Origin of the sequence: Azospirillum isscasi (assembly GCF_030849505.1) — a bacterium.
Taxonomy (GTDB): domain Bacteria; phylum Pseudomonadota; class Alphaproteobacteria; order Azospirillales; family Azospirillaceae; genus Azospirillum; species Azospirillum isscasi.
Window position 1 is genome coordinate 1 of the sequence record NZ_JAUJFI010000156.1, and the last position, 13,448, is coordinate 13,448.

Consider the following 13,448-nt stretch of genomic DNA (forward strand, 5'->3'; position numbering starts at 1 on the left):
GTACCGCAAGGGCAACGGGCAGCCGGCGAAGCTGGCCTTCATGGGCCACGCCCTGATGGAGAACCGGAACGCCCTGGGCAACGGGGAGGTCGTGGCGAAGGACCAGTCGCCGGACTGGGACCACGCCGTCCCGGATCTCCATCCCGGCGCCGCCCTGCCGGCGACGGCCCTGGACGGCGGCCCGCGGGTGCGGGTGATCCCCGACCATGCGGCGGACCCGGTTCCCCTGCTGCACGCCGACGCGGCGGCCCCGCCGCCCGATCTGGCCCACGCGCAACTGCGCAGCCCGCCGCCGGCCCGCCGGGACTTCCTGCGGCGGGTGGGCGCCGGGGCCGCCCTGACGGTGCCGGTCGCCCATGGCGGCAAGCCGTGGGGGGTGATCTCGGGCCATCACCGCCGGCCCCACGCGGTTCCGCCGGCCACCCGCATGCTGGCCGCCATGGCCGCCGACGCGCTCAGCCTGATGCTGGACACCGCCGAACGCGCCGTGGAGCGGGAACTCCGCGCCGCCCAGGCCGCGCGGCAGGCCGAGGTGAACCGGGCCAAGTCCGACTTCCTGACCCGGATGAGCCACGAGCTTCGCACCCCGCTGAACGCCATCATCGGCTATTCGGATTTCCTGCTGCATCCGGGGACCGGCCCGCTGACCGACCGCCAGCGCGACTACATCGGCAACATCCGCACCTCCGGCACGCATCTGCTGGAACTCATCAACGACGTGCTCGACCTGTCGAAGATCGAGGCCGGGCACATCGACCTGAACGACGAGGACGTGGACGTCGCCGTCGTCGTGGGCGAGGTCTACGCCCTTCAGGAACTGGCCCTGACCTCCGCCGGGCTGGCCTTCGACGCGCTGTTTCCCCGTCCGCTGCCGCGCCTGTGCGCGGACCGGCGGTCGCTGCGGCAGATCCTGCTGAACCTGCTGTCCAACGCCATCAAGTTCACCCCGCCGGGCGGGCGCGTCACCGTCGACGTGGCCCGCACGGAGGAACCGGGCGGGACCGGGCTGTGCATCGCCGTGATCGACACCGGCATCGGCATCCCGGAGGAGCACCGCCACACCGTGCTGGAGCCCTTCCGGCAGGTGCCCGGGGGGCGCATCCGCAGCGGCACGGGGACCGGGCTGGGCCTGCCCATCGTGCGGTCCCTGGTGGAGGCGCACGGCGGGCGGCTGGCCCTGTCCAGCGTGCCGGGGCAGGGCACGCGGATCGATCTGCACTTTCCGCCGGAGCGGGTCGTCGCATGACGGGCATGGCGGAATCCATGGAACCCGGCATGGTGCCGCGGGCCGCCCCGCTAACGACAATTTAACCGTCGCGGAGGGACAGTGAACCGGATATACGGGTCTCTCCGAGCGTGGACGCTGCGAGTTGGATCGCAGGCGGCACGATGCTCGCGGAACTGAACAGCCTTCGAAGGCGCCGATGGAAGACCGAATCGTGAAGCGTGTCCTGATCGTCGAGGACAACGAGCTGAACATGAAGCTCTTCCACGATCTGCTGGAAGCGCACGGCTACGAGACGCTTCAGACCCGCAATGGGATGGATGCCCTCACCCTGGCGCGGGAGCACCGTCCCGACCTGATCCTGATGGACATCCAGTTGCCGGAGGTGTCGGGGCTGGAGGTCACGCGCTGGATCAAGGAGGATCCGGTGCTGAAGGCCATTCCGATCATCGCGGTTACCGCCTTCGCGATGAAGGGGGACGAGGAGAAGATCCGGGAGGGCGGCTGCGAGGATTACATCGCCAAGCCGATCTCGGTGACGAAGTTCCTGGAAACCGTTCAAAAGTTCCTGCGCTAACCATTCACCACGGGATCGGTCGCACGTTCCATGTCCGCTCGCGTCCTTGTCGTCGATGATGTCCTTCCGAACGTGAAGCTGCTCGCGGCGAAGCTGACGCGCGAGTATTTCGACGTCATCACCGCCAGCAACGGCCCCGAGGCGCTGGAGATGGTGCGGCGGGAATCGCCGGACATCGTTCTGCTCGACGTCATGATGCCGGGCATGGACGGTTTCGAGGTGTGCGAGAAGATCCGCTCCGATCCCGCCACCATGCACATTCCGGTGGTGATGGTCACCGCCCTGTCGGACGGCGCCGACCGCGTGCGCGGGCTGGAGGCCGGGGCCGACGATTTCCTGACCAAGCCGGTCAACGACGTCGCCCTGTTCGCCCGGGTCCGTTCGCTCGTCCGCCTGAAGATGATGATGGACGAATGGCGCCTGCGCGAGACCACCTCCGGCCAGTTCGGGGTGATCGAGCCGACCGGCACGCTGCGCAGCGAATCCTTCGAGGGGGCCCGCATCCTGGTGCTGGAGGACTCGCTGCTCGATCTCGAAAAGATCACCGAGACGCTGCAGCGCGACCACGGCCATGTGATGTCCGCCGGCACCTGTGCCACGGCGCTGGAACGTGCGCTGGGCGACGATCTGGACCTCGTGGTCATCAGCCTCACCCTGATGAACGAGGACGGGCTGCGCCTCTGCTCCCAGCTCCGCTCGCACGAGCGCACCCGGCAGGTGCCCATCCTGCTGGTGGTGGAGGAGGGCGACCTGAACCGCGTCGCCAAGGGGCTGGAGCTGGGCGCCAACGACTACGTCATCAAGCCCATCGACCGGAACGAGCTGCTGGCCCGCGCCCGCACCCAGATCCGGCGCAAGCGCTATCAGGAACGGCTGCGCGCGAATTACGAGCACAGCCTGTCCATGGCCCTCACCGACAGCCTGACGGGCGTCTTCAACCGCCGCTACATCAACGCCCATCTGCCGCGGCTGCTGGAGCGGGCGATCGACGGCCACAAGCCGGTGGCGATCCTGCTGTTCGACATCGACCATTTCAAGGTCGTGAACGACAGCTACGGTCACAGCGTGGGCGACGAGGTGCTGAAGGAGGTGTCCAACCGCGCCAGCCGCAACCTGCGCACCTTCGATCTGGTGGCGCGGCTGGGCGGCGAGGAGTTCGTGGTCATCCTGCCCGACACCGACGCCGAAGCGGCCCTGACGGTGGCGGAGCGGCTGCGCACCCGCATCGCCGATGCGCGGTTCAAGGTGACCGCCGACGTGGGCGAGATCCCGGTCACGGTGTCCATCGGCGTGGCGGTGGGCGGCCGGCTGGGCGACACCGCCGAAGGGCTGATCCGCCGCGCCGACGAGGCCCTGTACGAGGCCAAGCGCGCCGGGCGCAACCGCACCATCGCCGATCCCCGCGCCAGCGCCCTGCTGACGCCCTGACCGGGCGATGCGCGGAGCGCGGACGAAACCCGGAACCCGCACGAAACCCGGACAAGCAAAAGGCCGCCAGAGGGCGGCCTTTTCGATTCCGGCGGTCCGGGGAAACCTTACTTGATCTTGGCTTCCTTGAACTCGACGTGCTTGCGCGCCACCGGGTCGTACTTGCGGAACGACAGCTTCTCGGTGGTCTTCTTCGGGTTCTTCTTCTTCACGTAGAAGAAGCCGGTGTCAGCCGTGCTCACCAGCTTGATGAGGACGGTGTTCTGCTTCGCCATGATCTCAATCCCGACTGAAAATCCGTGACCCGCCAGCCCGGCGGGGCGGCGTCGTAGCGGGGGAAGATACCCGCTGTAGCCGCGATGTCAAGCCTTCAGACTCCTCTTCCCGCCTCAGAAAAGGCGCCTCAGCGCTCCGCCACCGTGTTGGTGGAGGACAGGGCGACCGCGCGCTGGTAGAGCGCCGGCTCGGCGAGAAGGCGCAGCGCGACCTTCACATCCAACTCCGGCTCATGCTCCTTCCAGGGGCAGGCTTCGCGCAGGCGGGCCAGGGCGTCCTCGTCGTCGGCGGCGCGGGCGCGCCAGCCGGCGAACTGGGTCATCGGGCGCGCCCGTCCCTCGCGCAGGTCGGACAGCAGGGCCGCGGGGTCGTCCTGCCCGGTGCGGCTGGTGCAGACCGTCGGCTGCACGCCCTGGCGGTGCAGGGTGTAGCCGGCGGGCGTGTAGATGCGGCTCCAGGTCAGGAACAGTTCGCCGTCGTTGGGCAGGCGGGTGACCGTCTGGACGCTGCCCTTGCCGTAGGAGGATGCGCCCACCACCACCGCGCGGCCCGAGTCCTGGAGCGCCGCCGCCACCACCTCGGCGGAGGAGGCGGAACGCCCGTCCACCAGAACCACCAGCGGCAGCCCGTCGGCGATGTCGTCGGGGCCGGCCTCGAAGCGCTGGCGGCTGTCGGGGTGGCGGCCCTCGGTGGTGATGATCTTGCCCTGGGCGATGAACAGATCGGCCACGGCGACCGCCTGGTCGAGCAGCCCGCCGGGGTTGCCGCGCAGGTCCAGCACGAAGCCGCGCAGGCCCTTGCCCACGCTCTGGCGCGTGGACAAAACGGCGTCCCGCAGGTTGGAGGCGGTGGCGGCGTTGAAGCGGTCCACCTTCAGCACGCCGACCTGCTCGGACACGCTGGCGTTGACGGTGTTGGGGACGACGCGCTCCCGCCGCACGGGCGCGCGGCGCGGCGGGTTGCTGTCGCGCGCCACGGTCAGCAGAACCATGGTCCCGGTCGGGCCGCGCAGGCGGTCGCGCATGTCCGCCTCGTTCAGGCGGGCGGTCAGGTCGCCGTCGATGGCCAGAAGCTGGTCGCCGCTGCGGATGCCGGCGCGGTCCGCCGGGCTGCGCGGCAGCACGTCGCGGACCAGGGTGCGCCCGTTCGCCGTCTCCAGCGACAGGCCGATCCCGCCGTAGCCCTCGCGCTGGGCGCGTTCGCTGGTGGCGCGCTGGGTGCCGGTGTAGCGGGAATAGCCGTCCAGGTCCGTCATCACGGAATCGAGGACCACCTGATAGACCCGTTCCGGCGCCGCCTGATACAGAATCGGGGAATAGAGGCGGGCGCGCTCCACCGCCTTGGTGGTCAGGGCGGCCCAGCCGGCGGAGTCGGAGAGGGATGGGGCGGCGTACTCCCCGATCAGGCTGCCGGAGACGTACAGGCGTACGGTGCTGCCCTGCCGTTCGGCGCGTGCGGTCGGGTCGATGGTGGCGAGGCCCTTCAGCCCGTCCAGCCCGAGGCGGCCGAAATCAACCTGTTGCAGGTACACTTCGGCGATCTTGCCGTACGCGACGGTGAAGACCTGTTCGCTGACGAAGGCGGGCTCGGCCGCGGCGGCCGGACGGGGCAAGGTCCCGCCGAGGCTCCCGAGGCCGACAGCGAGCATGGCGGCCGCGAGCGGGACCGACAGACGCCCTCGCGGCGAAAATCCTCGTTTCCGTATGCCCATGGCGCGCCGTACGCGGCCTCCTTTCCCACAGGCGGACCCGGACGGTTACCCGCCGGATTCGAACGGATAAGGAATAGCACTTCAGAAATGAGGGCTGGCGGGACAAAAGACGGGGCCGGGACTCTTTGTCGTGGAATGTCCACCACTGTGACTCAGCGGCCACGCTTCCGTTGCTTCCGGGTTGCACGGCCTGGAAAACGCACGCCTTCCGGGGGGTGGGTGGAGTGGCCGGATTGCAACGGATGATCCGTATCGCCAACGGAATCCCCCTCGGCGCGGGGCAGCGCGAACAGGGTGCTTCCGGTCAGCGGGTCGGCTTCGATCAGAACCACCTTCACCGCGGCTCCCAGCCGGTAGGTACGCCCCGTGCGCTGCCCGACCAGCGCGTGGGCGCGCTCGTCATGCTCGTACTGGTCGTCGGGCAGGGTGCTGGCGGGAATCAGCCCGTCGGCCCCGTTCTCGTCCAGCCGGATGAACAGGCCGAAGCGGGTGACCCCGGAGATCCGCCCGGTGAACAGGGCGCCCACCCGGTCGGCCAGGAAGGCGGCGGTGAAGCGGTCGATGGCGTCGCGCTCCGCCGTGGCGGCGCGGCGTTCGGTCATCGAGATGTGCTCGCCGATGTCGGTCAGCCCGGCCATGGCCGCGTCGTCCAGCCCGCCCGGCCCCAGCCCGTGCGCGCGGATCAGCGCCCGGTGCACGATCAGGTCGGCGTAGCGGCGGATGGGCGAGGTGAAATGGGCGTAGCGGTCCAGCGACAGGCCGAAATGGCCGATGTTCTCCGGGCTGTATTCGGCCTGCGACTGGCTGCGCAGGATGACCTCGCTGACCAGTTGCGAGTCCGCCGTGCCGGCGGCGCGGTCGAGGATCGCCGTGAAATGGGCCGGCGCCAGCCGGGGCACCCGCGGCAGCGTGTAGCCGATGCCGGTCAGGAACTCCCGCAGCGTCTCCTGCTTGTCCAGCGAGGGCTGGTCGTGGACGCGGAACAGGCCGGGCATGCTCGCCCGCTCCAGGCTGTCCGCCGCCGCGACGTTGGCGCAGATCATGAATTCCTCGATCAGCCGGTGGCTGTCGAAGCGTTCGCGCGCTGCGATCTCCGCCACCCGCCCGCGCTCGTCCAGCCGCACCCGCCGTTCCGGCAGGTCCAGCTCCAGCGTGCCGCGCCGCTGTCGGGCTTCCCACAGGCACGCATAGGCGCCGTAGAGCGGGGCGATGACCGTCTCCAGAAGCGGTGCCGCCGCCTCGTCCGGGGCGCCGTCGCGGGCCGCCTGCACCTGCTCGTAGGTCAGCCGCGCGGCGGAGCGCATCAGGCCCCGCACGAAGCGGTGCCGTTGCAGCACGCCGTGGCGGTCGATCCACAGATGCACCGCGAAGCAGGCGCGGTCCTCGCCGGGGCGGAGCGAGCAGAGATCGTTGGACAGCGCCTCCGGCAGCATCGGCACGACGCGGTCGGGGAAATAGACGGAGTTGCCGCGCTCGTAAGCCGCGCGGTCCAACGCCGAATTCGGGCGCACGTAATAGGCCACGTCCGCGATGGCGACCAGCAGGTGCCAGCCGCCCGGGTTCGCCGGGTCGGGGTCCGGCTCCGCCCACACCGCGTCGTCGAAATCGCAGGCGTCGGCGCCGTCGATGGTCACCAGAGGCAGGTCGCGCAGGTCGGTGCGCCCGGTCAGGGACGGCACGGCGGCGTGCGCCGCTTCGCGCAGGGCGGCGGGCGGGAAGTCGGTGGGCAGCCCGTGGGTGTGGACGGCGATCAGGCTGACGGCGCGCGGCTCCGCCGTGTGGCCCAGCCGTTCCGCCACGCGGGCCTGCGGCAGGCCGAGCCGGGCGGCGGGCAGCAGGTCGGCCAGCACCAGCTCGCCCGGTTCGGCGTCGTTGCGGTTGGCCGGAAGCACCAGCAGTTCGGTCTTGTTGCGCTTGTCCGTGGGGACGATGCGCCCGCCGTCCGCCGCCGGGTAGTAGACGCCGAGCACGCGCCCCACCGTGCCGTCGAGGCGGCGGATGGTGCGCGCCTCGTAGAGACGGTCGTTGATGCGGCTGAGCTTCGCCAGCACCCGGTCGCCGGCGCCCAGCGTGGGGTGGCCCTTCCTCTCCGGCATCAGGAAGATGCGCGGCGGGTTGCCCTCGCCGGTCCAGGTGATCGGGCGGGCGGAGACCTCGCCGTCCGCGTCGGCGCCGGTCACCTCCAGCACGGCGACCTCCGGCAGCGCCTGCGGCGGGGCGACGCGCTTGTTGCGCCCGCGCTCCACGGCGCCATCGGCCTCCAACTCCTTCAGCAGGTCCTTCAACCGCTCGCGGTCGTCGCTGCCGGACAGCTTGAAGGCGCGTGCGATCTCGCGCTTGCCGACCGGTGTGGTGCTGGAGCGGATGAAGGACAGGACCGTGTCCTTGTCGGGAAAGCTTCCGGGAAAGCTGCCGGGGCGGCGGGGCGTGTCGGTCAAGGGAATCCGTGCCGTGGGAGGTGGACCGCTTAAGTAATCCCTGGACGCGGCGAATCCAACCGCCACGCCATGGCTCCGCCACAAAGACGCGCCAGAACCGTGCCGGGCATGGCGGGAGCGCATCCATGAGGATCGTCCGGGGCGGGGTGTTGCTGGCGGTGGCCGGTCCGGTGGCGGTGGTCGGGGCTTATCTGCTCGCCGCTGTGGCGCTTGCCAGCCTTCCGGTGGATGGTCGGCCCGCGGTGAGGAACGGGGTGGAAATCTTCGTCTGCACCAACGGCGTTCACACCGATCTGGTGCTCCCCGCCGCCAACGGCCTTGTGGATTGGACCACGGATCTGCGGCACGGCGACTTTCCGGGCACCGGCCCCTGGGCGAGCCATGTTTCCTTCGGCTGGGGAGACCGGGCCTTCTATCTGGAAACCCGCCAATGGTCGGACCTGCGCCTGTCCACGGCCCTGTCCGCCCTGTTCGGCGGCGGCCCGTCGGTGATGCATGTCTATGCGATGCCCCGCCCGGCGGGCAGCCCGGACTGCGGCGCGCTGAGGCTGGGGAATGAGGCGTATCGCGCCCTGGCGGCCTTCGTGCGCGGCAGCTTCCGCCGGGATGGGGCGGGGCGGGTGATCCCCCTGCCGGGCAGCGGTTACGGCGCGACCGATCTCTTCTACGAGGCGGTCGGCCATTACAGCCCGGTCGAGACCTGCAACGAATGGACCGGCAAGGCCCTGCGCGCCGCCGGAGTGACCGTCGGCGCATGGACGCCCTTCGAGGGCAGCGTCATGCGCTGGGTGCGGTAGGGGCGGAGCGATATCCCCTCTCCCGTCCCGGGAGAGGGATTTGATCAAACACGAGGGCCGTCGGCGGTGAGCGTCAGGCCCGCTTGCGGGCGGCGGCGGGCTTTTCCTCTTCCCCGGTTTCGGCCTTCTTGGCGGCGGCCTTCTTCGGAGCAGCCTTCTTGGCCGGTTCCTTCTTCGTTGCCGTCGCCTTGGCCTTGGTCGCCTTCGCGGCCTTGGCCGGAGCCTCGGCACCGTCCGCGGCGGCGGGTTCGGCGTCCTTCGGGGCCTTGCCCTTCTTGGCGGCGTCCTTGGCGGCCTTGGCCTCCAGAAGCTCCAGCGCCTGTTCCAGCGTCACGCTGTCCGGCTCCGTGCCCTTGGGGATGGAGGCGTAGACGGAGCCGTGCTTGACGTAGGGACCGAAGCGGCCCGACCCGGTGGTGACCGGCTTGCCGGACTTCGGATGATCGCCCAGCGTCTTGGCCGGCGCGGACGCCTTCTTGGCGGCGCCGGCCAGCAGGTCCACCGCGCGGTTGATGCCGATGGTCAGCACGTCGTCGTCGGGCGTCAGCGACTTGTAGACGCTGCCGTGCTTCAGGTAGGGGCCGAAGCGCCCGATGCCGGCGCTGATGTCCTCGCCCGTCTCCGGGTGGTTGCCGATGCTGCGCGGCAGGGCCAGCAGCTTCAGCGCCGTGTCCAGATCCACGTCCGCCGCCGCCATGCCCTTGGGCAGAGAGACGCGCTTGGGCTTCGGCTCCTCGGTCTTGACCTTCTTCTTGCCCTTGGTCTTCTTGCCGTCGGCGGGGGCCTCCTCGGCCACGGCCTCAGCCGGGGCGGCGGCGACCGGGGGCGGGCCGAGCTGGATGTAGGCGCCGTAGGGGCCGCGCCGGACGGTCACCGGCAGGCTGGTTTCCGGATCGTTGCCCAGTTCGCGCGGGCCTTCCTGCGCCTCCCCGTTCTCGTCGTTGGCGACGGCGAGGGGGCGGGTGTAGCGGCAGTCCGGATAGCGCGAGCAGCCGATGAAGGCGCCCATCTTGCCGAGCTTCAGCCCCAGCCGGCCCTGGCTGCACACCGGGCAGACGCGCGGGTCGTGGCCCGGCGTGCCGCTGTCGCCGTTGGTCGGGAAGAAGTGCGGGCCAAGCTCCTCGTCCAGGGTGGTCAGGACCTGGGTGATGGTCAGGTCCTTGGTGCCGTCGACCGCCGCGTGGAAGGCGCGCCAGAAGTCGCGCAGCACGGTCTTCCAGTCGATCCGCCCGTCGGAAATCTCGTCGAGCTTGTTCTCCAGGTCGGCGGTGAAGTTGTACTCCACGTACCGGTTGAAGAAGTTCTTCAGGAAGGCGGTGACCAGACGCCCGCGGTCTTCCGGAATGAAGCGCCGCTTGTCCAACCGCACGTAATTGCGGTCCTGGAGCACCTGGAGGATGGAGGCGTAGGTGGAGGGGCGCCCGATGCCCAGTTCCTCCAGCTTCTTCACCAGGCTCGCCTCGGTGTAGCGGGGCGGCGGCTGGGTGAAGTGCTGCTCCGGCGCGATGTCGCCGCGGGCGAGGGCGTCGCCCTGCTCCATGGCGGGCAGGCGGCGCTCCTGGTCGTCCTCGGCGGCGCCGTCGTCGCGGTCCTCCTGATAGACTTTCAGGAAGCCGTCGAACACCACGACCGAGCCGGTGGCGCGCAGCACCACATCCTTGGACGGCGAGGCGATGTCCACCGCCACCTGATCCAGCACGGCGCTTTCCATCTGGCTGGCCAGCGTGCGCTTCCAGATCAGCTCGTACAGCCGCAGCTCGTCGTTTTCCAGATAGGAGGCGACCTCCTCCGGACGGCGGAACAGGTCGGTGGGGCGGATGGCCTCGTGCGCTTCCTGGGCGTTCTTGGCGGCGGTCTTGTAGACGCGCGGCTGGGCCGGCACGTAGCGCTCGCCCCAATGGGAGCCGATCAGGTTGCGGGCGCCCTCGATGGCCTCCTGCGACAGGCTGACGCCGTCGGTTCGCATGTAGGTGATCAGGCCGACCGTCTCGCCGCCGATGTCCACGCCCTCGTACAGCCGCTGCGCGGTCCGCATGGTGCGGGTGGCGCCGAAGCCCAGCTTGCGCGAGGCCTCCTGCTGGAGGGTCGAGGTGGTGAAGGGCGGGGAGGGGTTGCGGCGGCTCTGCTTGCGCTCCACCGTCGCGACCGAGAAGCTCTGCGGACGGATGCGCGCCACCGCGGCCTCCGCCACCTCGCGGGCGGGCAGGGCGAACTTGTCGAGCCGCTTGCCGTCGAGCTGGGTGAGCTGGGCCGTGAAGGAGGCGCCGCCGGGCGTGGCAAAGCCCACCTCGATGGTCCAGTACTCCTGCGGCTTGAAGATCTCGATCTCCGACTCGCGCTCGCAGATCAGGCGCAGCGCCACCGACTGCACGCGGCCCGCCGAGCGGGAGCCCGGCAGCTTGCGCCACAGCACCGGCGACAGGGTGAAGCCCACCAGATAGTCGAGCGCGCGGCGCGCCAGATAGGCGTCCACCAGTTCCCGCGACACGTCGCGCGGGGCCTCCAGCGCGGCCTGGACGGCGCTCTTGGTGATCTCGTTGAAGGTGATGCGCTGGACCTTGGTGTCGTCGATCAGGCGCTTCTCGCGCAGCAGCTCCGACAGGTGCCAGGCGATGGCTTCCCCTTCGCGATCCGGGTCGGTTGCGAGATAGACGCGCTCGGCCCCTTTGACCGCCTTGGCGATCTCGTCGATGTGGCGCTTGGAGCGGTCGCCCAGCTCCCAGTCCATGGCGAAGTCCTCGTCCGGACGCACCGATCCGTCGCGCGCCGGAAGGTCGCGGACATGGCCGAAGCTGGCCACCACGGTGTAGTCCGAGCCAAGGTATTTGTTGATGGTTTTCGCCTTGGCCGGCGATTCGACGATGACGACGTTGCTGCCCGGCAAGAGTCCGCGCCCCTGAATGTGCCTATCCCATACGCCGGCGGTGCGGATCGGGATCAGATCAGGTTCACCTGATTCCCCGGCTGGCGCTGGACCCGGCCCGCAAGCTCAAGTTCCAGCACGACGGTCAACACCACCGGTGCGGACAATTGGCACCCGCGGACCAGTTCGTCAATGGCAACCGGCGTGTGGCCGAGGTTTTCCAGGATGACGGCGCGCGCCGTCTCCAGGTCCGACTCGGACGGAACGGCGGGCCGGGCCGCGGCGAACAGGTCGCCCTGGCGCTCCCGCACGGCGGGCGGCGACAGGCTTTCCAGCGCCCGCAGCACGTCGTCGATCCCCTCCACCAAGGCGGCCCCCTGCCGCAGCAGGTTGTTGGTGCCCTGGCAGCGCGGATCGAGCGGCGAGCCGGGGACGGCCATCACCTCCCGCCCCTGTTCCAGCGCCATGCGGGCGGTGATCAGCGAACCGGAGCGCAGCGCCGCCTCCACCACCAGCACACCCAGCGACAGGCCGGAGATCAGCCGGTTCCGGCGCGGGAAATGCCGGGCCTGTGGCGTCGTTCCGATGGCGCTTTCCGCAACCACCACGCCCTGCTGCACTATGTCGCGGTAGAGTTTCTCGTTCTCCGGTGGATAGACCACGTCGGCGCCGCCCGCCACCACCGCCGCCGTGCCGGTGCCGAGCGACCCGGCGTGGGCCGCGGTGTCGATTCCCCGCGCCAGCCCCGAGACGACCAGCAACCCGGCCTCCCCCAGCTCCCGCGCCAGCCGTTCGGCGAATTTCTTGCCGTTCATCGAGGCGTTGCGCGCCCCGACGAGGGCGACCGCCTGCCGCGTCAGCAGATGCGGGTGGCCGAGCACCGACACCACCGGGGGCGCATCGTCCAGCGCCGCCAGCGGCTCCGGATAGTCCGGTTCGCAGGAGCAGAGCAGGCGGGCGCCGATGCGCTCGCTGGCGGCCAGCTCGCGTTCCACGTCCGCCTTGGCCGCGATGCGCAGCGGCTTGGTCCGCCCGCCGCGCTTGGCGAGGTCGGGCAGCGCCTCCAGCGCGGCGCGGGCGCTGCCGAATTGCTCCAGCAGGCGGTGAAAGGTGATCGGTCCGACATTCTCCGTCCGGATGAGGCGGAGCCAGTCGAACCGCTCGGCGGCGGACAGGGTGCGGCGCGGTTGAGTCATGCTGTGTACTTTTACAACCGACGCGAAGCCGTTTTCAACACGCAAACGTATGCAAGGAGGTTTCGCAGTCCGCCGTCAGCGAATTCATCGACCTGTGCGCGGTTCGCGGCGTCGATCCGCGCGATATCCCGGGAGGCTCTCGGAGTGACGGTGCTCATTTCTTCCAGAAGTTGAAAAGCCCCTTCTTTTTCGGCGGGGCCTCCGGTTCGGGCTCGGGCTCCGGTTCCGGGTCGTCGCCGAAGGAGAAGGGATCGTCGTCGGTTCCGGCCTTGGGCGGGTCCTCGTCTTCGTCCATGTCGAAGGAAAACGGGTCCCCGTCCGTTTCCGATTCCGTTTCCTTGGCCGAGTCTTCGGCCTTCTCCTCGGTATCGTCATCGTCGAAACTGAAGGGATCGCCGTCGTCATCGCCAAAGCTGAAGGGGTTGGCGTCGCCGCTGTCCCCATCGTCCTCTTCCTTGGCCTCTTCCTTGGCCTCGTCCTCATCGTCGTCGAAGCTGAAGACCGAGAAATCCGAGGATTCCTCCTCCTCGTCCTCTTCATCGGCATCGAGGGCCGCGGCGGCGACGGCAACGGCGGCCGCGGCGGTCTGGCTGCGGCGCATCTCCTCCTTGAAGCGCTCCAACTCCCCGCGGAAGCGGTCCTCCGCGTCGGTCCAGCGCCGGCGCTCCTGGTCGAGGGTGGCGAGAAGCTCCTCTTCCCGCGCACGGGCGGCGGCGCGCTCGGTGTCCAGCGCCCGGATCAGGTCCTCCTGGTGCCGGAGCAGCGACTCGTGCCGCGTCTCCATCGCGTCGATCACTTCGCGGACATACTGTTCGAAGGCCCGGAACTGGAGCGCCAGAACGTCGTCGTCCGCGGCGGCGGCAACCGCGGCGGCCTTCGCGGCCTTGGCCTTGCCTGTCCGCGTGCCAACGGCGGCGGGCGGCTGCGGGGCAACCGC

10 protein-coding genes are annotated in these 13,448 nt (G+C 69.9%); 4 read left to right on the forward strand and 6 right to left on the reverse strand.

All coding sequences use genetic code 11. The features are described 5' to 3' along the window. The 3 genes from QSG27_RS23155 to QSG27_RS23165 all read left to right on the forward strand — a co-directional run. A partial coding sequence (locus QSG27_RS23155; RefSeq protein WP_306710302.1) for a sensor histidine kinase occupies positions 1-1,246 on the forward strand: 1,246 nt, incomplete at its 5' end. Positions 1,247-1,424: 178 nt separating this feature from the next. Then, a complete protein-coding gene (locus tag QSG27_RS23160) occupies positions 1,425-1,802 on the forward strand; it encodes a response regulator (protein ID WP_407653262.1) in 378 nt (125 codons plus the stop codon). 30 nt (positions 1,803-1,832) lie between these two features. After that, a complete protein-coding gene (locus tag QSG27_RS23165; protein ID WP_306710304.1) occupies positions 1,833-3,230 on the forward strand; it encodes a PleD family two-component system response regulator in 1,398 nt (465 codons plus the stop codon). Positions 3,231-3,337: 107 nt separating this feature from the next. Here the strand turns inward: QSG27_RS23165 and rpmG are convergent, their stop codons facing one another. From rpmG to rnr, 3 genes are all read right to left on the reverse strand, one after another. After that, positions 3,338-3,505: a 50S ribosomal protein L33 gene (gene rpmG / locus QSG27_RS23170; RefSeq protein WP_012974790.1), complete on the reverse strand. Its 168-nt coding sequence runs from the start codon at positions 3,503-3,505 to the stop codon at positions 3,338-3,340. 128 nt (positions 3,506-3,633) lie between these two features. Next, entirely contained in the window at positions 3,634-5,118 is a 1,485-nt protein-coding gene (locus QSG27_RS23175) for a S41 family peptidase (RefSeq protein WP_306710325.1), read from the reverse strand. Positions 5,119-5,369: 251 nt separating this feature from the next. Continuing rightward, positions 5,370-7,655 carry a ribonuclease R gene (gene rnr, locus QSG27_RS23180; RefSeq protein ID WP_306710327.1) on the reverse strand — a complete coding sequence of 762 codons (2,286 nt, stop codon included), beginning with the start codon at positions 7,653-7,655 and terminating at the stop codon, positions 5,370-5,372. A 125-nt stretch (positions 7,656-7,780) separates the two neighbouring features. On the opposite strand from rnr, the gene QSG27_RS23185 reads away from it, so the two are divergent. Further along, positions 7,781-8,452 carry a TIGR02117 family protein gene (locus QSG27_RS23185; RefSeq protein ID WP_306710329.1) on the forward strand — a complete coding sequence of 224 codons (672 nt, stop codon included), beginning with the start codon at positions 7,781-7,783 and terminating at the stop codon, positions 8,450-8,452. Positions 8,453-8,525: 73 nt separating this feature from the next. On the opposite strand, the gene topA is transcribed toward QSG27_RS23185, so the two are convergent. The 3 genes from topA to QSG27_RS23200 form a co-directional block, all read right to left on the reverse strand. Next, positions 8,526-11,336 carry a type I DNA topoisomerase gene (gene topA, locus QSG27_RS23190; RefSeq protein WP_306710331.1) on the reverse strand — a complete coding sequence of 937 codons (2,811 nt, stop codon included), beginning with the start codon at positions 11,334-11,336 and terminating at the stop codon, positions 8,526-8,528. Positions 11,337-11,389: 53 nt separating this feature from the next. Next, the gene (dprA, locus tag QSG27_RS23195; RefSeq protein ID WP_306710333.1) at positions 11,390-12,511 is read right to left on the reverse strand and encodes a DNA-processing protein DprA; all 1,122 of its coding nucleotides are present in this window, start codon (positions 12,509-12,511) and stop codon (positions 11,390-11,392) included. Positions 12,512-12,665: 154 nt separating this feature from the next. Continuing rightward, a partial coding sequence (locus QSG27_RS23200) for a helix-turn-helix domain-containing protein (protein ID WP_306710335.1) occupies positions 12,666-13,448 on the reverse strand: 783 nt, incomplete at its 5' end.